This window comes from Kitasatospora sp. MAA19, assembly GCF_029894125.1.
GTDB lineage: Bacteria > Actinomycetota > Actinomycetes > Streptomycetales > Streptomycetaceae > Kitasatospora.
In genome coordinates this window covers 29,361-50,549 of record NZ_JARXYZ010000048.1, presented here as the reverse complement: position 1 = coordinate 50,549, position 21,189 = coordinate 29,361, and the positions used below count along the sequence as shown (strand labels likewise).

General features: G+C 74.1%; 17 protein-coding genes. 5 read left to right on the top strand and 12 right to left on the bottom strand.

Annotated elements, in window-relative coordinates:
• A partial coding sequence (locus P3T27_RS37960) for an amidohydrolase family protein (RefSeq protein ID WP_280685894.1) occupies window positions 1–427 on the top strand: 427 nt, incomplete at its 5' end.
• A 120-nt stretch (window positions 428–547) separates the two neighbouring features.
• On the opposite strand, the gene P3T27_RS37955 is transcribed toward P3T27_RS37960, so the two are convergent.
• The 5 genes from P3T27_RS37955 to P3T27_RS37935 form a co-directional block, all read right to left on the bottom strand.
• Complete coding sequence (locus P3T27_RS37955; RefSeq protein WP_280685893.1) at window positions 548–1,384, bottom strand: class II fructose-bisphosphate aldolase; 837 nt, start codon at window positions 1,382–1,384, stop codon at window positions 548–550.
• Complete coding sequence (locus P3T27_RS37950) at window positions 1,381–2,316, bottom strand: 1-phosphofructokinase family hexose kinase (RefSeq protein ID WP_280685892.1); 936 nt, start codon at window positions 2,314–2,316, stop codon at window positions 1,381–1,383. The genes P3T27_RS37955 and P3T27_RS37950 overlap by 4 nt, the downstream gene beginning before the upstream one ends.
• On the bottom strand, window positions 2,313–3,230 hold the full coding sequence (locus P3T27_RS37945) for an ROK family protein (protein WP_280685891.1): 918 nt from the start codon (window positions 3,228–3,230) through the stop codon (window positions 2,313–2,315). Before P3T27_RS37945 ends, P3T27_RS37950 begins: the two co-directional genes overlap by 4 nt.
• A 40-nt stretch (window positions 3,231–3,270) precedes the next feature.
• A complete protein-coding gene (locus tag P3T27_RS37940; protein WP_280685890.1) occupies window positions 3,271–4,143 on the bottom strand; it encodes an SIS domain-containing protein in 873 nt (290 codons plus the stop codon).
• 287 nt (window positions 4,144–4,430) lie between these two features.
• Window positions 4,431–5,354, bottom strand: coding sequence for an SDR family oxidoreductase (locus P3T27_RS37935; protein ID WP_280685889.1), 924 nt, complete (start codon window positions 5,352–5,354; stop codon window positions 4,431–4,433).
• Window positions 5,355–5,440: 86 nt separating this feature from the next.
• On the opposite strand from P3T27_RS37935, the gene P3T27_RS37930 reads away from it, so the two are divergent.
• Window positions 5,441–6,016, top strand: coding sequence for a helix-turn-helix domain-containing protein (locus tag P3T27_RS37930; protein WP_280685888.1), 576 nt, complete (start codon window positions 5,441–5,443; stop codon window positions 6,014–6,016).
• 90 nt (window positions 6,017–6,106) lie between these two features.
• Here the strand turns inward: P3T27_RS37930 and P3T27_RS37925 are convergent, their stop codons facing one another.
• The 6 genes from P3T27_RS37925 to P3T27_RS37900 all read right to left on the bottom strand — a co-directional run bounded on the left by P3T27_RS37925 (window position 6,107) and on the right by P3T27_RS37900 (window position 15,952).
• Window positions 6,107–7,420 carry a nucleotide disphospho-sugar-binding domain-containing protein gene (locus P3T27_RS37925; RefSeq protein ID WP_280685887.1) on the bottom strand — a complete coding sequence of 438 codons (1,314 nt, stop codon included), beginning with the start codon at window positions 7,418–7,420 and terminating at the stop codon, window positions 6,107–6,109.
• A gap of 72 nt (window positions 7,421–7,492) precedes the next feature.
• Window positions 7,493–8,416, bottom strand: a complete 924-nt coding sequence (locus P3T27_RS37920) for a TIGR03619 family F420-dependent LLM class oxidoreductase (protein ID WP_280685886.1) — start codon at window positions 8,414–8,416, stop codon at window positions 7,493–7,495.
• Between the two features lie 384 nt (window positions 8,417–8,800).
• The gene (locus P3T27_RS37915) at window positions 8,801–10,873 is read right to left on the bottom strand and encodes a trehalose-6-phosphate synthase (RefSeq protein WP_280685885.1); all 2,073 of its coding nucleotides are present in this window, start codon (window positions 10,871–10,873) and stop codon (window positions 8,801–8,803) included.
• Window positions 10,874–11,024: 151 nt separating this feature from the next.
• Window positions 11,025–13,853 carry an AfsR/SARP family transcriptional regulator gene (locus P3T27_RS37910; protein ID WP_280685884.1) on the bottom strand — a complete coding sequence of 943 codons (2,829 nt, stop codon included), beginning with the start codon at window positions 13,851–13,853 and terminating at the stop codon, window positions 11,025–11,027.
• A gap of 77 nt (window positions 13,854–13,930) precedes the next feature.
• Window positions 13,931–15,151 carry an RNA-guided endonuclease TnpB family protein gene (locus tag P3T27_RS37905; RefSeq protein WP_280685883.1) on the bottom strand — a complete coding sequence of 407 codons (1,221 nt, stop codon included), beginning with the start codon at window positions 15,149–15,151 and terminating at the stop codon, window positions 13,931–13,933.
• Window positions 15,152–15,382: 231 nt separating this feature from the next.
• Window positions 15,383–15,952, bottom strand: a complete 570-nt coding sequence (locus P3T27_RS37900) for a helix-turn-helix domain-containing protein (RefSeq protein WP_280685882.1) — start codon at window positions 15,950–15,952, stop codon at window positions 15,383–15,385.
• Between the two features lie 180 nt (window positions 15,953–16,132).
• On the opposite strand from P3T27_RS37900, the gene P3T27_RS37895 reads away from it, so the two are divergent.
• Window positions 16,133–17,299 carry an FAD-dependent monooxygenase gene (locus P3T27_RS37895; RefSeq protein ID WP_280685881.1) on the top strand — a complete coding sequence of 389 codons (1,167 nt, stop codon included), beginning with the start codon at window positions 16,133–16,135 and terminating at the stop codon, window positions 17,297–17,299.
• A 297-nt stretch (window positions 17,300–17,596) separates the two neighbouring features.
• A complete protein-coding gene (locus P3T27_RS37890; protein ID WP_280685880.1) occupies window positions 17,597–18,586 on the top strand; it encodes a phospholipase in 990 nt (329 codons plus the stop codon).
• Window positions 18,587–18,683: 97 nt separating this feature from the next.
• On the opposite strand, the gene P3T27_RS37885 is transcribed toward P3T27_RS37890, so the two are convergent.
• A complete protein-coding gene (locus P3T27_RS37885; protein WP_280685879.1) occupies window positions 18,684–19,904 on the bottom strand; it encodes a GNAT family N-acetyltransferase in 1,221 nt (406 codons plus the stop codon).
• A gap of 489 nt (window positions 19,905–20,393) precedes the next feature.
• Between P3T27_RS37885 and P3T27_RS37880 the strand changes: the two genes are divergently transcribed.
• Window positions 20,394–20,900 (top strand): hypothetical protein, encoded by a 507-nt coding sequence (locus P3T27_RS37880; protein ID WP_280685878.1) that lies wholly within the window; start codon window positions 20,394–20,396, stop codon window positions 20,898–20,900.
• Window positions 20,901–21,189 lie beyond the last annotated feature (289 nt).

The window sequence follows — 21,189 nt, the reverse complement described above, 5'->3', positions numbered from 1 at the left end:
CCCCTCCGTCCTCGACCTCGCCTACGGCACCGCCGGCGCCACCCGGGTCGCCCTGATCACCGACGCCATGGGCGCCGCCGGCATGGGCGACGGCCGCTACCCCCTCGGCCCCCTCCAGGTCGAGGTCAAGGACGGCGTCGCGATGCTCCCCGACGGCAGCTCCATCGCGGGCTCCACCCTCACCCTCGACCGGGTCTTCCGACGCGCCGTGCGAATCAACGGCCTGACGCTCCACCAGGCCGTCGAATCGTTGTCCACCACCCCGGCCCGCCTGCTGGGCCTCGCCGACTCGATCGGCTCGCTGGAGACCGGCAAGCACGCCGACCTCGTCGTCCTCGACTCCGAGAGCCACGACCTGGTCGCCGTCATGCGCCGCGGCCGGTGGGTCCTCGGCGGCGAGCGCTTCGACGTGGTTCCGACGCCGTGAAGCCGACCTGAGCGGCGGGGCGGGTTCTCCGGCCGGAACACCGGTGCCCTGCGCGTCATGACGCGCAGGGCACCGGGCCGCCGACGGCCGAACCGAGGCTCCGACCTCACGGGACAGGCCCTATGCGGCGGTCAGGGTCCGCAGCAGCCGTGACACCTCCTGGGCCACGGCCTGGCGGCCGTCGCCCAGGTAGGCGCGGGTGTCGACCAGGGCGGTGTCGGCGGCCAGGCGGCGGCGGACCGCCTCGGTGAAGGCCTTGTTGAGGTGGGTGGCGATGTTGATCTTCGTCATGCCGTGGGCGACCGCCGCCGCCAGCGCGTCGTCCGCCGCCCCCGAGGAGCCGTGCAACACCAGCGGTACCGGTATGGCGGCCCGCAGGGCGGCGATCAGTTCGAGGTCCAGGACCGCCGTGCGGGTGAGCATGGCGTGCGAGGTGCCGACGGCCACCGCCAGCGCGTCGACGCCGGTGCGCTCGGTGAACTCGGCGCCCTCCCCCGGGTCGGTCCGGGCGCCGGGGGCGTGGACGCCGTCCTTCCCGCCGACCTCGCCGAGTTCGGCCTCCACCCAGACGCCCGCGGCGTGGCACAACTCGACCACCTCGGCCGTGGCCCGCACGTTCTGCTCGTACGGCAGCACCGACGCGTCGAACATCACCGAGCCGAAGCCCAGCCCGACCGCCTCCGCCACCAGCGACCGCTCGGTCGCGTGGTCGAGGTGGACGGCCACCGGCACGGCCGCGGCCCGGGCCACCGCCAGCGTCGCGGTGCCGATGGGCGCCAGGCCGCCGTGGTAGCGCACGGCGTTCTCGCTGATCTGGAGGATGACCGGGGCCCCGACGGCCTCGGCCCCGGCGACGATGGCCTCGGCGTGTTCCAGCTGGATGACGTTGAACGCTCCGACGCCGGATCCGCTCCGCCGCGCGGGCGCGATGATCTCTCCGGTTCCGGCCAGGGTCACGGTTCTCCTTGAGGGTGTGCCGGGCCGACTTCCTCGACCCGGACGAGGCTGAGCATGCGGTGGTAGGCGTCGGCGTCGTAGCGCCCGGCCAGCGGGGCCAGGACGGTGGCGGCGGACAGCGCCACGGCCTGCCGGAGCCGGTCGGGCCAGGGCGCGCCGGTGTGCAGGCCGAGCGCGAGGGCGGCGACCGCCGAATCGCCCGCACCCGTCGGATTGCCGCGCAGCGCGTCCGGCGGGCGGGCCCGCCAGTTGCCCTCGGCCGTGCAGGCCAGCAGACCGTCCGGCCCCAGTGAGGCGACCACCGCGCCGACGCCGGCCGCCCGGAGCAGTTCCGCGCCCTCGGCCGGGTCCCCGGTACCGGTGGCCTCGGCGAGTTCGTGGGCGTTGGGTTTGACCACGGCCGGGCCCGCGGGCAGCGCCCGCAGCAGCGCCGGACCGTCCGCGTCCAGGACGGCCGGGACGCCGTGGCAGCGGGCCCGCTCGATCAGGATCCGGTAGGCGTCCGCGGGCGGCCCGGGCGGCACGCTCCCGGAGAGCACGACGACCGACGCGCCGGGCAGCAGCCGCTCGTAGTGGGCCAGGAAGCGCCGCCACTCCTGCGGCGACACCTCGGGCCCGGGCTCCAGGAAGACGGTGGTGTCCTGGTCGTCCGCGACGGCCACGGTCCGGCGGGTCTCCCCCGCCACCTCGACCAGTTCGTCGGGCAGGGCGGCCTCGGCGAGATCGGCCCGGACCGCCTGACCGGCCGGCCCCCCGGCCAGGCCCGTGACGATCGCGGCGTGGCCGAGCGCGGCGAGCACGCGCGCGACGTTGACGCCCTTCCCGCCGGCCTGCTGACGGACGCTCGGCACCCGGTGGCTGGCGTGCAGCCGGACCTCGGGCAGCCGGTAGGTGATGTCCAGGGCCGCGTTGAGCGTGACGGTGAGGATCACGCCGCACCGCCGTCCAGGAGGTCCTGCGCGAGCAGCGCCGCCCCCAGGCTGCCCGCCCGGTGGCCCAGTTCGGCGGCCACCAGCAGCGGAGCCGGACGGAAGGTGAGACGCTCGGCGAGCGCGGTCCGCAGCGGCGGCAGGAACGCTTCACCGGCCTCCGCCAGACCGCCGCCGATGACCAGGCGCCCCGGATCGAGCAGCGCGGTCAGGGCGGCCAGGCCGTCGGCCAGCGCCTCGACCGCCTCGGTCCAGATCCGCCCGGCCGATCGCTCGCCCGCCTCGGCCCGGGCCCGGACGTCCTTGGCGCTCACGGCGGGACCGCCGGAGGCCAGCGCGTAGCGGCGGGCGATCGCCGAGGCGGAGGCGATCGTCTCCAGGCAGCCCCGGTTGCCGCAGGCGCACCGGTCGCCGCCGGGGCGGACCACCAGGTGGCCGAGCTCCCCCGCGAACCCCCGGTCGCCGGCGAACGGCCGGCCGCCGAGCATCAGCGCGGCGGCGATGCCCGTCCCGACCGGGACGAAGGCGAAGTCGGCGCAGCCGCGCCCGGCCCCGAGGCGGGCCTCCGCGACGCCGCCGGCCCGGACGTCGTGCCCGAAGGCCACCGGGAGGTCCAGGTGCTCGGCGACCCGGCGCCGCACGGGCAGCTCGCGCCAGCCGAGGTTGGCGGCGAGGACGGCGGTGCCGCTCGCCTCGTCCACCAGCCCCGGCACCACGACCCCGGCGGCGGCCGGCTTCGCCCCGCGGCGAACGGCCCGGGTCACGAGCTCGTCCGCGCACCGCAGCACCGTGTCCAGAACGGCGTCCGGCCCGCGCTCGGCCCGGGTGTGCCACTGCTCGGTCTCGACGGGCTCGCCGTTCTCGACCACCGCGCCCTTGATGTGCGTGCCGCCGACGTCCAGGGCGATGACGCTCACGGCGCCGGCTCCGCCCTGCCGCACGCGGTCCGCAGGCGGGTCATGCCTGGTCCAGCACGATGGAGCGGGTGAGGTTGCGCGGGTGGTCGGGGTCCAGGCCCTGCCGGACGGCGAGGCCGACCGCCAGGCGCTGCGCGCGGATCAGGTCGGCCAGCGGGTCGAGCGCCGACACACTGACCCGGGCACCGGTCGACTCGACCTGCCGGACCAGGCCGGTCGGCGGTTCGCCGAGGAACCACACCACGCTCCCGGGGCGGCTGACGCTGATCGGTCCGTGCCGGAACTCCATGGCGGGGTAGGACTCGGTCCACGAGGACGAGGCCTCCCGGACCTTGAGCGCGGCCTCGTGCGCCACGCCGCAGGTCCAGCCCGTCCCCAGGAAGGTGAACTGCCGGGCGTCGAGCGCCCCTTCGGGCAGCGGCGCGACCAGTGCCCGCCGCGCCTGCTCCGGCAGGTCCGCCGGCGCGGCGCCCAGGTGGGCGCGGAGCAGCACGAGGGCGGTGGTGGCGAACCTGGTCTGCACGACCGACTTCTCGTCCGCGAACTCCAGCGCCACCACGTGGCGCGCGGCCCCGCCGATCTGGGTCTCCGGGGCGGCGGTGATCGCCACCGTCTCGGTGTCCTCGGTCCGGGCCAGCGCGTCCAGCACCTCGGTGGTGGTGCCGGAGCGGGTCAGGGCGACGACCCGGTCGTACCGCCGGGCGGCCGGGAACTCGGACGCCGCGAACGCGTCGGTCTCCCCCAGCCCGAGCGACTCGCGCAGCACCGCGTAGGCCTGCGCGATGTACAGCGAGGTGCCGCACCCGATGACCGCCACCCGCTCACCGGGCTCGGGCAGGTGCCCCGGAGCCAGATCAAGGGCGCGCTGCCAGCACTCGGGCTGGCTGGCGATCTCTTCGTCGACGTGAGCCATGACGTCCTCCTGCGTAGGACTGCAAGATGGTGCGTGAAGATGCTTGATTTATAGTGCAAATCTTCATCTCTGCGCAATAACGAGCAGGAGTGTTCATCTTTGAACAGCCGTCCCCCACCGCCACCACAGACCACCCCCGACCGCCCCCGGGCAGCACGAAGCCATCGCACAACTCTCCTCAACGAGCTTGGGTGCTCAGGGAGTTGTGCGATGGCTGTCACGCCCGTCCGGGGGCCGACCTCGGGACCGAACGTCGCGAAGTCGACATCGGCGACCCCCGCGACCGGTCAGGCGGCGGTGGCGGGCTCGCGGAAGTAGTGGCCCCGGTCGAGGTCGTCGAGGAGGCCGGGGCGGGTCGGGCGCCAGTCCAGCAGTTCGCGGGTCAGGGCGCTCGACGTCGGCAGGTCCAGGGCGAGGACGGCGCCCAGCCAGGCGAAGTGCTCGGCCGCGGCCTCGGGGGCCACGGAGACCACCGGTACGTCGAGGTGGCGGCCGACCACCTCGGCGATGTCGCGGATCGGGACCCCCTCCCCCGCGACGCCGTGCAGGACCGATCCGGCCGGAGCCTTGTCGACCGCCAAGGCGAACAGCCGTGCGGCGTCGAGGCGGTGGACGGCCGGCCAGCGGTTGGCGCCGTCACCGATGTAGCCGGAGACGCCCTGGGCCCGGGCGATGGCGACCAGGGTCGCCAGGAACCCGTTGTCCCCCTCGCCGTAGCAGGTCGGCGACAGCCGGACGACGGACGAGCGCACACCGCGCGCAGCGAGCGCGAGCGTCGCCTCCGCGGTGGCCGCCCGGATCGAGAACGGCGAGCCGTCGACCGCGGGCATGTCCCGCTCGGTCACCAGCTGCCCCGGCTTGAAGCCGATCAGCCCGGAGGCGAGGACGAACGGGCGGTCGCTACCGGCCAGCACGTCGCCGAAGGTGTCGACGGCGAGGCGATCGGCCTCGGCGGCGCCCCGGAAGTCGCCGGTGAAGGCGATGTCGTGCTTGAACGCGAGATGGATCACCCCGTCCGACGCCGCGGCCGCGTCCCGCAGGACGTCGAGGTCGTCGACGGTGCCGCGGACGACCTCGGCCCCGCCCGCGGCGAGGGCGGCGGCGGAGGCTTCGGAGCGGGCGAGCCCGGTCACCCGGTGCCCCGCGTCGATGAGCTCGGGAACGACGGCGGATCCGATCCAGCCGGACGCGCCGGTCACGAAGATGCGCATGGGAAGAGCCCCTCACTGGTGATGTCAGTTGCTGTCATCGACGGTAGCACCCGACGTCAGTCACTGTCATCACGTAGGATCTGTCCATGGGTAGATGGGAGCCGAACGCGCGCGGACGCCTGGCGGAAGCGGCATTGGAGCTCTACAGCGAGCGGGGCTACGAGCAGACCACCGTGGCGGAGATCGCCAAACGGGCCGGCCTCACCGAGCGAACCTTCTTCCGGCACTACGCCGACAAGCGCGAGGTGCTGTTCGACGGCGCCAACGCGCTGCAGGAGCGGTTCGTGGACGCGGTCGCCGAGGCTCAGGAGTCGGCGGCGCCGATCGACGCGATGGCGGCGGGCCTGCAGGCGGTCACCGACGTCTTCGCCGGCCGCCGCGAGTACTCCCGGAGGCGGCAGGCCGTCATCCAGGCGAATGCGGAACTCCGGGAGCGGGAGCTGATCAAGCTCGCCTCGATGTCGACGGCGCTGGCCGGCGCCCTGCGCGGGCGCGGGGTCGCGGAACCGGTCGCGAGCCTGACCGCCGAGGCGGGCGTCGCCGTGTTCAAGGTCGGCTTCGAGCTCTGGATCGCGCCGGCCGAGCAGCGCGAGCTGTCGCAGGTGATGCGGGAATCGCTGGACGCGCTCAAGTCCGCGACCGCGAGCGGTCAGACCGTCTGAAGTGCGCTCCTTGCGTCCCCAGGGCCTGTCCGGCCGATCCTGCCGGGCAGGATCGGCCGGACAGGCCCTGGTTCCGTTCCGGTGCGGTGGTCAGCCGATTTCGGCGACCAGATCGGCGATCGCGGCCGGCGCCCGGTGGCGGGCGAGTTCGGCGCACAGGGCCTCGGCGCGGCGGCGGTAGGAGGGGCGGCTGAGGGCTTCGTCCACCGCTGCCGCCAGGTCCTCCGTGGTGGGTCGGCCGGTGCGGAGGTCGATGCCCGTACCGCTCCACGCCACCCGGGCGGCGACCTCCGGCTTGTCCTCGCTCTCGGCGGCGATCACCAGCGGTACGCCGTGCCCGAGCGCGGTGTGCACGCCACCGTAGCCGCCGTTGCTGACCAGCAGGTCCGCGTGCGGCAGCAGTGCGTCGAACGGGACGTACCCGGCCGCTCGGGCGTTGGCCGGCAGCTGTGGGAGTTCGGCGGCCAGCAGCAGCTCGCCGTCGTGGCGGGCGGTGGCCGCGATCACCAGCAGGTCCTCCCGCCCGGCCAGGGCGCGCAGGGTCGGGACCACCAGCGCCGTCAGGTCCCCGTTGGCGACGGTCCCCTGGGTCACCACGACGACCTTGCGGCCCTGCGCCCTGGCCTGCTCCAACTCCGGCCACCAGGACGGGATTCGGTCGCCCTTCGAGGCGGGTATCGGCAGCGCGCCGATGAAGCGGACGTTGGCGGGCAGGTCGCTGCGCGGGTACTCGAAGCCGGGGACGGTGAGTTGCAGGAAGTGGTCGGCGGCCTCGGTGAGGACCCTGGGCCGCTCTCCGGCGGGCAGCTCCACCCCGGCGGCGGCGAAGCACTGGCGCACGTACTCGGTCACCAGGCGGCCCCGCTCCGCGAACTGCCCGGCGAGTGCGGCGTACTGGGCGCGCTCGGTCTCGTCCACCGGGGGCGGCAGGCCCGGGCCGAACGGGGCGGTGTCCCGGCTCCCGACCATCACCGGGAAGGTGCCGATCGCCACCACCGCGGGCCGGTCGCCCGCCTTCCGGCCCAGTGCCAGGGCGGCCCCGCCCAGGAACAGACTGTCATGGATCGCCACGGTCGCCGGGAAGGATGCCAACAGCTCGTGGAGAGCGGCGAGTTGGGCCGGAACCGGGTCGCCGAAGATGTGCCTGGCGTCCCAGCTGAGCCGGGCCGGACCGGCCGGTACCAGCTCCCGCTCGGGGAAGCTCGCCGCGAAGTCGCGGTCGTCGAAGTCGGCCGCCGCCGGCAGCGCCTGGAAGTGGCAGCCCTCCGCCGCGACCTGGGCGGCGAACCGCGCCCCGCCGAGGAACACCACCTCGTGTCCCAGGCCGGACAGGTGGCCGGCGATCCGCAGCAGCGGGCCGGTGTGCCCGGCCACGGGCGTGGCGGCAACGATGATCTTGGACATGGGGAGAATTCCTCTTCCGGGGTGGTGGCCTTCGGTGGGGTTCCTCGCCGGCGGCGGAGGCCGGAGAGACTGCTACCGCTCGCGCAGCAGGTCGTGCAGGGCGCCCGCGAGCGCCAAGTACTCGTCGGCGTCGCGCGCGGCGACGTGGAGGTCGATCAGCGGCTCGGCACCCAGCGCGTCGACCGCCGTGGCCAGGTAGTCGGCGATCTGATGGACCGTTCCGCGGCGCGGGACGAGCTCCTCGGGGGCCGGCTCGGCGGTGATCGCGGGGTTCACCCGGAGCACCAGGCGCAGCGCGTCCGGGTCGCGCCCGGCGTCGGTGGCGTGCTGCCGGACGGCGCGCCACATCTGCGCCAGGGCCGGTACGGGCAGGCCCACGGCCAGCCAGCCGTCGGCGCGCCGACCGACTCGGGCGAGGGTGGCCTGGTCGAAGCCGCCCAGCAGCAGCGGAGGACGGGGGCGCTGCACGGGCCCGGACCGGATGACCGCGGGCGGGACGGTCCACCGGGCCCCGGTGTGGCGGATCACGTCGTCCGCCGCCCACACCCGCTCCAGGACGTCCAGGCTCTCCTCCAGCCGGTCGCCCAGGCCCTGCCAGGCGACGCCGACGGCCTGGTACTCGTCCTTGGACCAGCCCGGCCCCAGCCCGACGTCCAGGCGTCCGGCGCTGACCAGGTCGAGGGAGGTCAGGGTGCGGGCGAGCAGTACGGGCGGGTACCAGAGGGCGTTCAGGGTGCTGATGCCCAGCCGCGCGCGGCGGGTCGCACCGGCCGCCACCGTCAGCACGATCAGCGGGTCCAGGAAGGCCTCGCACTCGGGCGGGGGGACCGTCCCGTCACCGCCCGGGTAGCGGCTCTGCGGGGCGGTCGCGACCAGGAGCCGGTCACCGACCCAGAGGCCGGCGTAGCCGATTTCCTCGGCGGCGGTCGCGACCCGGGCGGACAGCGCGGGGTCGGCGAAGCGGCCGTACTGAGGAAGGGAGAGTCCGATGCGCATGGTGGGTGTGGGCCTTGCCTGGTGGGCGACGAGAGGGACGACGACGGCGAGCAGAGGTAGGGGCGCGGGCCGGCCCGTCACACGCTGCCGCAGGCGGTGGCGCCGAGGCCGACGGTGCGGGCCGGCGCGCTGAAGGTGATGCGGTGCTTCATGGTCTCCGCTTGCAGAGGTCGGGGTCGGTGGCGTCACGGGGGCGAGGCTTCCGCGCTGCCGCCGCACCCCCCGGCAGTACTGTCACCGATCGAGATTGACATTCGATCAACGCCCGATCGCAGCCGTTCGAACCGCGTCCGCCCAGCTCACGGCCGTACCGCCGACCGGCACCGGACCGCCCGGACTCACCACGCCGCGATCGCTCCCCGACTCATCACTCGGGACCGGGCCTCAGACCCCGATGGCCCGGACGATCCGGGCGGCCCAGTCGGCGGGGCTCTCCCGGCCGAGGAGGGCGGAGAGGCGGCGCAGGCGGGCGCGGCGCTCGGCGGGGGTGAGGGCCAGGGCGCGGGCCAGGGTCGCGGTGAGGTCGTCGGCGGAGTGCGGGTCGGTGAGCAGGGCCGCGCTGCCGAGTTCGGTGGCGGCGCCGGCGTGGCGGGAGAGGACGAGCGCACCAGCGCGGGGCACCGCCGCCCCGGGGACGGCTGACCCGGCGGCTGCCTGGGCTGCGATGAACTCCTTCGCCGTGAGGTTCATCCCGTCCTGGAGGGACGTCACCCAGAGCACGTCGGCGGCCAGGTACTGGTCGATCACCTCGGCGGGCGGCAGGCTGCGCGGCAGGTACTCGATCGGCCGCCGACTCCCCTCGCACCACACGTCATTGATCTCGTCGATGCGCTGTTCGAGGAGTCGGCGGGTGGTGTCGTGGGCGGTGATGCCGGGCTCGGGCGGCGGGCAGACCAGGCGGAAGCGCAACCGCCCGCGCAGGTCGGGGCGTTCGGCGAGCAGCCGGGCGATCGCCTCGACCTTCTGGACGGGCGCCTTGGCGTAGTCGAGGCGTTCGACCGAGAGCACCAACCGGCCCTCGTCCGAGGGGCGGTAGGGCGCGCGGCGGCGGGCGAGCGCCTCGATGGCGGGGCGGTCGATGCCGAGCGGGTGGATGCCCAGGCGCGGCAGCCGGGACCGGCCGGCCAGGGTCCGCCGGAAGTGCTCGGCGAAGGTGGCGGTATGGAACCCGGCCCAGTCCAGGCAGGCCAGCGAGGAACGGAGTTCGCACGCGGTGGGCAGCGCGGCGAAGACCTCCGGCGGCGGGAACGGGGTGTGGTGGAACAGCCCGATGCGCAGGTCCGGGCGGCGGGCGCGGAGCAGGCCCGGCACCAGCCACAGGTTGTAGTCGTGCAGCCAGACGGTGGCTCCGGGCGCGGCCTGCGCGCCGATGTGCTCGGCGAAGCGCGCGTTCACCGTCCGGTAGTCGGCCCAGTCGGCGGGGTCGAAGCCCAGCCGCTCCGGTTCCGACATCAGCACTGGCCAGAGCATCTGCTTGCAGGCCCGGTGGAAGTAGCCCGCCCACTCGGCGCCGTCGAGCGGCAGCAGCGAGAGGGGCGGCCCCGGGCGGGGCTCGGGGGCGGGGCCCCCGACGGCGGCGGCGACCCAGACGCCCGGCAGCCCGCTGCCGAAGAGGCTGTTCAGGGTGGGCAGGATGCCGTTGGGGCTGGACGGCGGCTGCCAGCCCTCGGGGGTCCAGGTCCCCGGTGGACGGTGGTAGCCGACCACCAGCGGGTGGCCGCGCTCCGCGCGGTCGAAGTCCGGTGCCACCCAGCCGAGTTCCTGGAGTGCCGCGAGGATCCCGGCCGCGCCGGGGCGTCCGGGCCGGCACACCGACGGGCTCTCGGGAACCGCCGCCAGCAGGGCGGGCTCGGCCTCCCCGACGATGACGCCGTGCGCGCCGAGCCGGTAGAGCGACAGGTCGTTGAGCGAGTCTCCGGCGACCAGGACCGAGTCCATCGACCAACCCAGCTTCTCGGCCAGGGCCCGCAGTGCACCGCCCTTGCCGGCCCTCGACGGCAGGACGTCGAAGTAGCGGTCGGCCGAGTAGAGCCAGTCGCAGCCGAGGGAGCGGACGGCCTCGGCGAGCTCCTCGGTGAGCCCGTCCGGCGCCAGGTGGTACGAGCAACGGCCGTCCTGGGCAACGCCGTTCTGGTAGACGAGCGCCGGGAAGCCGCCCAGCGCCGCGCGGACCCGCTCCGGACCGGGCCAGCCGGCGCGCAACTGCTCCTGCAGCGGGGCCACCGGCGCGAAGTCCTCGCCGTCCACGACGGTGGCGCCGACATCGGCGATGATCCAGCGGGGTCTGGGCACGAGCGGATCCCGCAGGACCTCGCGGACCGACGGCACGCCCCGGCCGGTGGCGAAGACCACGGTCACCTCGGGATGGCGGACCAGCGCGGTGTACAGCCGGCGCCGGTCGGCCACCTCGCCGCCCAGGAGCGTCCCGTCCAGATCGGTGACCAGAATCCTCGACATCTGCCGGACGTTAACACGGCCCGACAACGGAGTGAAGTGCCCCTGTCGCGCCGGGCGATGCCATCGCCGCGGATCAGACGGTCCGTCATCTGCCGTCACCAGCTGGCGTTTTGATCGAGCGCGACCGGTCGGCGCCCGCTCGACCCCGTCGTCAGCAGCGGCCGGGCGGAGCCTGGCTCGCTCCGGACGGTCCGACGTGCGACTCGGCAGCAGCCGAGGCCATCGCGGCGGCGGAGGCGGCGGAAGCCGACAGGGCGTGCAGGGCCGCACGGGCCGCCGACTCGCCCTCCCCATACTGGTGGGCCCGGGCGGTCCGGACGGCGGCGCCGAGGTGGAGCGCGGCTTCCTCCGGGCGGCCGATCGCGGCGAGGGCGCGGCCGTAGAGGGTCTCCAGGACCACCTGGCGGGCGACGGGGAACGGGGGCTGCGCGAGGGCCAGACCGCAGGCCGCGTGGTGGGCGGCCTCCTCGGGGTCGCCGGCCGCCAGGCAGTCGTCGGCCAGGTGCTGGCGGGCGAGGGCGGCGAGTTCGGCGCGGTCCGCCTGCGTGGCCAGCGCGAGGGCCGTGGTCAGCAGGTCGCGCACCCGCGCGCTCCGGCCGTACCGGGCGAGCGCGACGGCCAGGTTGACCAGCGCGACGGCCTGCGCGGTGCCGTCCCCGGCCAGGGCGGCCAGGCCCGGGGCCTGCTCCAGGTGGGCGAGGGCCTCCTCGTGCCGCCCCTCCTCCAGCAGGACCCACCCCAGGAGCGCCCGTGCGCGGGACTGCGCGCCGGGGTCCAGGTCGGCCTCGGCGGCGGCCAGGCCGTGTTCGAGCAGCGGCACCCATCCGTCCCGGGCCTGCCACACGATCAGGGGCCACTGGAGGAGGACCAGGCGCCAGGCCCGGTCGTGGAGCCCGGCCGCGACCGCCGCCGCGACCGCGCCGCGCAGGGTGTCCCGTTCGACGGCGTACCAGGCGAGCGCGCTCGCGCGGTCCGGGAAGGGCCGCACCTCGGCGGGGCGCCGGGTGCCGGGCGGGAGGGCGCAGCACGGCTCGCTGCCCGGCTCGGCGGCGGCGCTCGCGGCGAGGAGGGTGTTCAGCAGGTGGTCGAGGAGCCGTGGCAGCACGTCGGCGTCGGCGTCGTCGTCGCCCGGCATGCTCCGGGCGTAGAGCCGGACCAGGTCGTGCAGGGTGTAGGCGTCCTGGCCGATCTCGACGAGCAGGTGGGCGGTGGCCAGTTGGTCCAGGGCCCCGGCGGCCTGGTCGAGCCGGCAATCGGCGAGTGCGGCGGCCGTACGGCTGTCGAGGGTGGCGCCGGTGTGCGCGCCGAGCCGGTGGAACATCCGGCGGGCCGGCTCGGACAGGTGCTGCACGGTGAGGGCGAGGGCGGCGGCGAGGCTGGTGTCCTCCACCTCCAGGAGGCCCAGCCTGCGCTGTTCGTCCGCCAGTTCGTCGGCGAGGGCGGCCAGGCTGCGGGCCGGGCAGGTGGCGATCCGGGCCGCCGCGAGGCGCAGCGCGAGCGGCAGGCCGTCGCACAGGCCCACCAGGCGGGCGGCGGCCTCGGGTTCGGCCGACACCAGGTCCGTGCCCAGGGTGGCGGCGAGCAGGGTGACGGACTGCGGGGGCGACAGCTCGCTGAGCGAGACGGGGCGGGCGGCGTCCGAGGCGACCAGGCCGCCGAGCCGGTCGCGGCTGGTCACCACCGTGACGCAGCCCTCCCCGTCGGGCAGGAGCGGGCGGACCTGCTCGGAGCGGCGCGCGTTGTCCAGGACGATCAGCATCCTGCGGTCCGTGGTCAGTTCCCGGTAGCGGGCCGCCATGGCCTCGGCGGAACCGGGCATCTGCTCGGCCGGCAGGCCGAGGGCGAGCAGCAGTTCGCGCAGCACGGCGGCGGTGGAGCGCTCGGGCAGGGGGCTGTGGCCGCAGAGGTCGACGAACAGTCGGCCGTCGGGGAAGTCCGTCTGCCGGTGGTGGGCCCAGTACACGGCGAGGGTGGTCTTCCCGACCCCGGCGCCGCCGGTGACGACGGCGATCGCGCCGGGGGTGCCGGTGGCCCGGTCGAGTGCGGCCAGTTCGTCCTGCCGGCCGGAGAAGCCCCGGGGGCGCCGGGGGAAGGTCCAGGCGGCGGAGCGGGGCGGCGTCGGCCCGGGTGCGGGGGCGGGTGCGGGTGCGGGGGCTGGCGGGGGCGGACCGTCGACGGGCAGGTCCGGTGCCGGCGGGGCCCCGGTGTACGGGCCGGGGGCCGGCCGGTCGGTCGGGGCGGTGGCGCGCAGGAGCGCGTCGTAGGCGTCGACGAGTTCGACTCCCGGGTCGATTCCCAGCTGGTCGGCCAGGGCCCGGCGGGTGCGGTGGAACCAGCCCAGCGCCTCCGACCGCCTTCCCGCCCGGCCGAGCGCCAGCATCAGCGCCGCGACCAGCGACTCCCGGAGCGGGTTCATCGCGACCTCGGTGCGCAGCACGCCCGCCGCCGCGCCGTGGTCGCCGAGCCGGCCGTGGGCGCGCGCCAGTTCCTCCACGGCGACGAGCCGCAGCTCCTCCAGGCCCTGCGCGGCGCACTGCAGCGGCAGGCTGGCGGTCGTGCCGGCGAGCGCGGGGCCCCGCCACAGGGCGAGCGCCTCCTGAAGCGCGGCCACCGAGTCGCCGGCGGCGCGCAGTGACCGGGCGGACTGGAGGAGGTGCTCGAACCGGCCGGTGTCCACCGCCAGTTCGGGCACCCGCAGGAGGTAGGCGCCGCCGTCGGTGACGAGTTCGACGCCGACGGCGGGCGCACCGTGCGCGGCGAGCAGCGCGCGCAGTCCCGACACGTGGTTCTGGATGACGGTCCGCGCGTGCCGGGGCGGCTCCTCGTCCCACACGGCCTCGGTGAGCCGGTCGACGGTGACGGGTGCGCCGGGATTCAGCAGCAGCATGGCCAGCAGGCTCCGGCGCTTGACCGACCCGACGGGGAGCTCCCGGCCGTCCGCGGCCACTGCGGCCACCGAGCCCAGCAGTCGGAAGTCCACGCGCACCCCCCACCGTGCACCACATCAGAGTGACAAGCATTTGACTTCCTCCCCCGGCTGGAGCCGGGGGATTCCCCTCAGCCTCGCGGCTGAGCCGCTGCGCGTGAGCGCTGCGGTCGGGATGTCTCCTGCTTCACCGACGACTGCCCGCCCGGAGTGCTCCGTTGAGGTCTGACACCGTCTCCACAGGCTGCAACCGCCAGTCCGGCGGCCAGGATGTTGCGTGCCGCGTTCACGTCCCGGTCATGCCGCGCGCCGCAGGCGCATTCCCACGCGCGGACGTTCAGGGGCATCCTCGCGGCGATCACGCCGCAGGCCGAGCACAGTTTCGAGCTGGGGAACCACCGGTCGACGGTCACCAGGTCCCGGCCGTACCACTGGGCCTTGTACTCCAGCATGGACCGCATCTCGGTCCAGCTCGCGTCACCGATGGCGCGGGCGAGCGTCCGGTTCCCCAGCATGTTCCGGACCGTCAGATCCTCGATCACGACCGTTTGGTTCTCACGGACGAGTCGGGTGGTGAGCTTGTGCAGGAAGTCCCTGTGGCGGTCGGCGATCCGCGCGTGCACGCGGGCGACCTTGAGCCGGGCCTTGTCCCGGTTGGCGCTGCCCTCGGTCTTGCGGGACAGCTCCCGCTGGGCCCTGGCCAGGCGTTCCCGGTCCTTGCGCCCGTACCGGGGGTTGGTGATCCTCTCCCCGGTGGACAGCGTCACCAGACTGGTGATCCCCGCGTCGATCCCGACCGCCGTGTTCACGGGTGCGGGCATCGACGGGCGGTCCTCGCACAGCAGCGAGACGAACCAGCGCCCCGCGCTGTCCTGCGACACGGTCACCGTGGACGGCGCCGCGCCCCGCGGCAGCGGCCTGGACCACACAATGTCCAGCGGCCGATCCATCTTCGCCAGCGTCAGCCGGCCGTCCCGGAACCGGAACGCCGAGGACGTGTACTCGGCGGACCTGCGGGACTTCTTCCGGGACTTGAACGTCGGGTACTTCGCCCGCTTCTGCCAGAAGTTGGCGAACGCCCCCTGCAAGTGCCGCAGCGCCTGCTGCAACGGAACCGACGACACCTCGGACAGGTAGGACAGTTCCCCGGTCCTCTTCCACCCCGTCAGCATCGCCGACGTGGCGTTGTAGTTGACCCTCTCCCGACGCAGCGTCCACGCCTCCGAACGGGCCTGCAACGCCATGTTGTAGACCTTCCGCACACACCCGAAGGTGCGCGACAGCTCAGCCGCCTGCGCATCCGTCGGATAGAAGCGGTACTTGAACGCCCGCTTCACGTGAGTCATGGTCATGACTCACAACCTAACGGGGAATCCGTGAGGATCCAATCCCGCATGTCACAGCACCGCGGCCCGCCCTGGGGGCGAAACGCAGCCACCCGACCCGCCACGCGGGCAGTCCATTTCCTCCCCCGGCTCAGGCCGGGGGCATCCATGGAGGTCCATGATGACAGTGGGCGACCTCCCAGTATCAGAGCGTCGGCCCCGACGGGGCCGCCGGTCGGCCCGTCTGCGGACGGGCGGTCAGCGGGCCTGCCAGCCGTGTTCGAGGAGGTCGAAGGCGGCGTCGACGGCCCGCCCCGGATCGTCGGCGTGGTCGACGAGGGCCGAGGCTTCGAGCGCGAAGCGTGCGAGCGCGGCGCACCGCAGGTCATCGGCGCCGCTGTCCTCGGCGATGGCGCGTGCGAGAGCGCCCTGGTGGCGGATCCACATGCGGCGGGAGTACTCGCTCAGCGCGGGCGTGTTCCGCACGAGTTCAACCAAGGGCGCGAACCGGGGATCGGGGTTCCGCTCACCGATGCGCGTCCGCTTGACGTGCGCGCACAGGGCCTGCGGGACGGACTGCCCGGGTGCGCGGTCGCGTACGGCGGCGACGAGGCGGGCCTCCTGGTCGGCCTCCTCGTCGAAGACCAGGGCCTCCTTGCCGGGGAAGTGCTTGAGCAGGGTCGTGGTCGACACGTCGGCCGCTTCGGCGACGTCCCGGAGCGTCACCCGGTCGTAGCCGTGCGCCAGGAACAGGTTCAGGGCCGCGTCCGCCAGGGACTGGCGGGTGGCGGCCTTCTTCCGCTCACGGCGGCCGATGGGTGCAGTCATGCTTGGATCATACCTTGAATTGCACGGTCAAATAAGTTGTGTCGTTGCACTTTTTTACCGAGTGTGCTTTCGTCATCGTGGCGGCCGGTCCGGCGATGACCCCGGTCGGCACCCGCCCCTGCCGCCGCCCACCCCGCCCCACCTCCGATCACCGGACCACCGAGACCACCGGAGCACCTCGTGAGCACCGACACCCCCCGCATCGCGATCATCGGCGCCGGACCCGGCGGCCTGACCTGCGCCCGCATCCTCCAGCGCCGCGGCATCGAGGTCACCGTCTACGACCTGGACGCCTCCCGCACCGCCCGCGACCAGGGCGGCACCCTCGACATGCACCCCGAATCGGGCCAACACGCCCTGCGCGAGGCCGACTTGTGGGAGGAATTCGAGCGGCTGGCCCGGCCCGAGGGCCAGCAGCTGCGCCTGGTCGGCCGCGACGGCCGCGTCGTCTTCGACGCCGTCCCGCCACCGGCCGCCGGCGCGGACGGCAATCCCGAGATCGACCGCGGCCACCTGCGCGGCATCCTGCTGGACTCCCTCGCCCCCGACACCGTCCGGTGGGGCCACAAGCTGGAGAAGGCCGAGCCGCTCGGCGGCGGCACCCACCGCCTGCACTTCACGAACGGCACCAACGGCACCACCGGCACCACCATCGAGACCGACCTGGTGGTCGGCGCCGACGGCGCCTGGTCCCGCGTACGGCCCCTGCTGTCCGACGCCGTGCCCCGCTACACCGGCGTCACGTTCGTCGAGACCGGCCTCGACGAGGCGGACACCCGCCACCCCCGACTCGCCGCCCTCACCGGCAACGGCACCATGATGGCCCTCGACGACAACCGGGGCTTCATCGCCCAGCGCAACAGCAACGGCCACATCCGCAGCTACCTGGGCCTGCGCACCGACGAGCACTGGCACCGGCAGGCCGGCCTCGACCTCACCGACACCGCCGCCGTACGGGAGGCCCTGCTCCACGCGTTCACCGGCTGGAGCGACAGCCTGACCGGCTTCATCACCGACACCGACACCGGCTACACCAACCGCCCGCTCTACGCCCTGCCCCTCCCCCACGCCTGGCCGCACACCCCCGGCGTCACCCTCCTCGGCGACGCCGCCCACCTCATGTCCCCCTTCTCCGGCATGGGCGCCAACCTCGCCATGCTCGACGGCGCCGACCTCGCCCGCTCCCTCTCCGGCCGGCCCACCGTCGACGACGCCATCACCGCCTACGAGAACGTCCTGCTGCCCCGCTCCGCCGAGGCCGCCGAAGGGGCCGCCGAAGGACTCGCCAGCGCCTTCGCCCCCGACTCCGCCGCACAGGCCCTCGCCCACATGACCGGACACCACTGACACCGGTACTCGGAACCGGGCCCGCCGAACCGATGGCCGCCCCCCGGCTCGGGCGACGCCGAGCGCAGCACGCACTCCCGGGCCGCGGCGATCATCTCGCCCCCTCGCGGCACCGGCGATCGTAGGCGAAGGGATGTGCGCTGTTTCCCCGGTGTCCGTCACGGCGCGATGGCAAGATGAAGTGGCCATGACCAGGGCCGAGTTGGGGTCGCCGCCGGCGGGGGACGAGCGGCGCGTCAGGACGGCGGCGTCATCGGCGCGACGGCTTCAGGGCACCGACATGAAGGAGTACCTTTCTTGACCACTCACCTCAGGCATCGCACCGGCCCGCGGAAGGTGCTGGCGCTGCTGGCGGCACTGTGCGGGATCGTCGGCCTCACCGCGCTCGGTACGACCCCGGCGGCGGCAGCCGACCAGCGCCACGCGGTCTACGCCATCGCGCACCGGGTGGACACCCTGGACGGCGTGGACGCCGCGCTCGGCCACGGCGCCAACGGCATCGAGATCGACGTCTGTGCCTGGTGGAACCCGAACGAATGGCGCGCCTACCACGACTGTTCCTCGGCCGGTGAGAACCGGCTGGGCCCCAGCTTCGACAGCATGGTCGACCGTATCCTCTCCAACGCCAACGCCGGACGCCGGCTGTCGCTGGTCTGGCTGGACATCAAGGACCCGAACTACTGCGGGGAGCAGCCGAACCGCACGTGCAGTGTCGCCGGGCTGCGGGACAAGGCGCAGCGGCTCACGGCAGCCGGGATCCAGGTGCTCTACGGCTTCTTCGAGTACCACGGCGGGAGCACCCCGGACGTCGGCGGCCGGGGTTGGCAGAGCCTGGAGGGCAAGCTCGGCCCGCTGGAGGGCATCACGTCGACCGGGACCCGCGATCAGGTCCAGGGCGCTTTCAACCGGTCCGGTTCCGGGTTCCCGGCCGGTCACCGGGCGATGGACTACGGCGACTCCGACATCACCAAGGGGTTCGGCAACTGCACGGAGACCACCTACAACACGTGCGCGGAGCTGAAGAAGGGGGCCGGGGACCGTGCCGCCGGACGGCTCGCGGCCACGCTGTCCTGGACGACCACCTACAACGACCCGTGGTACGTCGACAAGCTGCTGGGCGATGCGGGTGTGGACGGCATCATCGCGGGCTACGGCGCCTTCACCGGAGTGCGCGAGTACGACAACAGCTGGCAGTGCGCCAACGCGATCAACCTCGTCCGTGACTGGGTGAACCGCCACAGCGGCACCCACCGCATGGCCACCGGCGGCGACCGCCTGTTCCGGTAGCGGGCAGCCCCGGGCCGTCGGCCGGAATCCCGGCCGACGGCCCTTCCGCAGCAGGCGCCGGCCCGGACGGGCCCGCACGCACGAGGCGAGCGCGCGGTCAGAACCAGTGCAGGCAGTGCGGGGCGCGCTCGGCGCGGAAGAGGGCGTCGGCGAGGGCGGCCGCGCCCGGACGGTGGGCCCGGACATGTCCGGCGCGCACGAGCGTGCTCGGGGCGGTGCCGCCGAGGTAGACCGAGCCCAGGTCGCTCACGTCCAGGGACAGGTCCGGCTCCCGGTCCGTCAGGACGCAGTCGGCCTTGCCGTCCCGGACGGTCAGCAGGTAGCGGCCGTGCTCGCCGAGGAACGGGTCGTCGACGTCGAGGACGAGCTCGCCGTCCGTGAACCAGCCACGTGCGGTCAGCGCACGCGGGACGTCCAGCAGCCGCACCCAGAGCCAGTCGGTGTGGTTGCTCAGCTGGCCGGCGTTGAAGTCCGCGAGCTGCCAGCGCAGCGGGTGGTCGGGCGGGAAGTGCTTGAAGACGACCTGGGAGACCAGGTCGTGTCCGAGCACGAACCGGGCCAGGGCCGTGGAGACGGCGTCGTCGGTGGCGATGGTCTCGTCGACCGTCAGGGTGTCGGACTCGCCGAGCGAGTAGCTGGCGTACCCGTCCGGGACGCCGTCGGCGTCGCGGTGGACGGCGACGTAGCGCGGCGCCCGGGAGACCGGGGGCCGGCCCGCGCCCAGGGCCCACCAGCGGTGCGGCCGGGAGAGCGCGCCGGGCTGGGCGCGGCGGTACCGGTCGTAGACCTCTTCCAGGATCCCGCCGCACTCGGCACGCCGCAGCAGCTCGACCGAGCCGGCCGCCGCGGCGTCGGCCGTTGCGCCCGCCCGGGGGCGGGCGAGGGCGGCGCGGTGGCGCGGCACCGTCAGCCGCTGCGTGTAGGTCGCCGGTCCGTAGCCGAACCTGCGGTAGATCACGGCCTCGGAGGCCAGCAGTACGGAGAGGAACTCCCCGCGGGCCCGCACCTCGGTGAGCTGATGACGCATCATCGCCGTGAGCACACCCTGGCGTCGGTGCGTGGGCAGGACACCGACGTTGGTCACCCCGGGGGCCGGGACGAGGACCCCACCGGGCAGGGTGAGCTCGAAGGAGTACGCGGCGGCGGTGCCGACGGGCCGCCCGTCCGCCGTCACGGCGAGCAGGCCGCGGTCCAGTTCGAGCGCCGACCAGAAGACACCGGCGCCCTCGGCCGGGGTTTCCGGGAAGCGCCCGAAGGCGGCGTGGAGCGTGTCGACGAAGACGTCGAGGTCCTTGTCGGTCGTGGAACGGATCTCCATCGTTGCCGCTGCCCCCTTGGGAATACCGGCACCACGACTCGTGGTGTCCCGCCACAGTGCAGCGTCGCCCCGTGGCCAGGTCAAGCGAATTACGGCCGGGCCGGGCGCTCTGCCGGCGCGCCTGGCCGTGGGGCCGGCCGCCGGGCCCGGCCTTCCCGGCCTCCCGGCCCACCGGCCCCGCAGCCCCGGCAGCACCGACCGTCAGCTGACCCGCGACTCCGCCTCACCCACGGTGCCAGGCAGCTCTGAACGTCAAAGGGGTGAGCGGGAGTCAGGTAATCACACTAATGGACCCACCCCCCATCAACTTGCCTCTACAGCAAGCACTTTGACGGGACGCTCAGCCAGCCTCAGGGGCGACACGCGGACCGGCGTACCCCGTTCGCCAACATTTCGATATGCCCGAAATGACAGCTATGGGGGCATTCAGTACGTTCAATCTCGGGTCGGCTGCCCAGCCGACATCGTCTGAGAGCGAAAGAAGCTTCCATGAAGACCAACCGCTTTGCCGCCACCACCGCCGCCCTCGGAGTCGCGGCCCTGGCCGTCACCGGTGTCACGTACGCGTCGGCCGCCTCCGAGCCGATGGCTCCGCAGGCTTCGGCGCGGCAGGTGGCTGCTCCGGCCGAGCTGCCCGCCGACGGCGGCGCCGCTGGCGGGAAGGGCAACGAGGGGCGCAACGAGGGGCACAACGAGGGGCACAACGAGAAGCGCCACGAGGAGGGCCGCATCCACATCAACGAGCGGACCTACTCCGCGCACTCGGGCGGCTGCATCACCGTGATCAGCGGCCTGGGCGCCCGGACCCTGAACATCCGCAACGACAGCCACAAGACCGTCGAGGTGTTCCGCGGGGCGGTCTGCGACAACGGCGCCCCCATCGCCACCGTCGGGCCGCGCAGCACCAGCGACGGCGTGAAGATCCACCGCACCGAGGGCATCCGGGTCGAGGACGGCGTCGTGGGCAGCTTCCGCGTGGTCGAGCACTACCGCTGAGTCGACCGGATAGCTGCGACCGCATGACACGGAGCCCCGAGGAGTCAGCTCGGGGCTCCGGTCCGGCCCCCGCCCCGGGGTGCACCGCACCCCGAGGCGGGACGCCCTCCCGACCAGTATCCGATAGACCCACACGATGCGCAGACCCCGCCAGGGCTCCGATCACGGGGCCCTGGCAGGTCGTTTCCCGGCAGGCCCGCAGCTCGCACCGCCAGAGCGACTGCGGGCCCGATGCGTACGATCCGCCGCAGGGCCGGTGTACCACCGGGCATCCGCCCGCCACAGGCCG

What these genes read in the sequence shown, in the direction of transcription:
- P3T27_RS37885 (WP_280685879.1), bottom strand. Translation starts at nt 19,904, where the DNA reads ATGGAGATCCGTTCCACGACCGACAAGGACCTCGACGTCTTCGTCGAC.
- P3T27_RS37930 (WP_280685888.1), top strand. Translation starts at nt 5,441, where the DNA reads ATGGGTAGATGGGAGCCGAACGCGCGCGGACGCCTGGCGGAAGCGGCA.
- P3T27_RS37900 (WP_280685882.1), bottom strand. Translation starts at nt 15,952, where the DNA reads ATGACTGCACCCATCGGCCGCCGTGAGCGGAAGAAGGCCGCCACCCGC.
- P3T27_RS37915 (WP_280685885.1), bottom strand. Translation starts at nt 10,873, where the DNA reads ATGTCGAGGATTCTGGTCACCGATCTGGACGGGACGCTCCTGGGCGGC.
- P3T27_RS37935 (WP_280685889.1), bottom strand. Translation starts at nt 5,354, where the DNA reads ATGCGCATCTTCGTGACCGGCGCGTCCGGCTGGATCGGATCCGCCGTC.
- P3T27_RS37905 (WP_280685883.1), bottom strand. Translation starts at nt 15,151, where the DNA reads ATGACCATGACTCACGTGAAGCGGGCGTTCAAGTACCGCTTCTATCCG.
- P3T27_RS37925 (WP_280685887.1), bottom strand. Translation starts at nt 7,420, where the DNA reads ATGTCCAAGATCATCGTTGCCGCCACGCCCGTGGCCGGGCACACCGGC.
- P3T27_RS37940 (WP_280685890.1), bottom strand. Translation starts at nt 4,143, where the DNA reads ATGGCTCACGTCGACGAAGAGATCGCCAGCCAGCCCGAGTGCTGGCAG.
- P3T27_RS37920 (WP_280685886.1), bottom strand. Translation starts at nt 8,416, where the DNA reads ATGCGCATCGGACTCTCCCTTCCTCAGTACGGCCGCTTCGCCGACCCC.
- P3T27_RS37880 (WP_280685878.1), top strand. Translation starts at nt 20,394, where the DNA reads ATGAAGACCAACCGCTTTGCCGCCACCACCGCCGCCCTCGGAGTCGCG.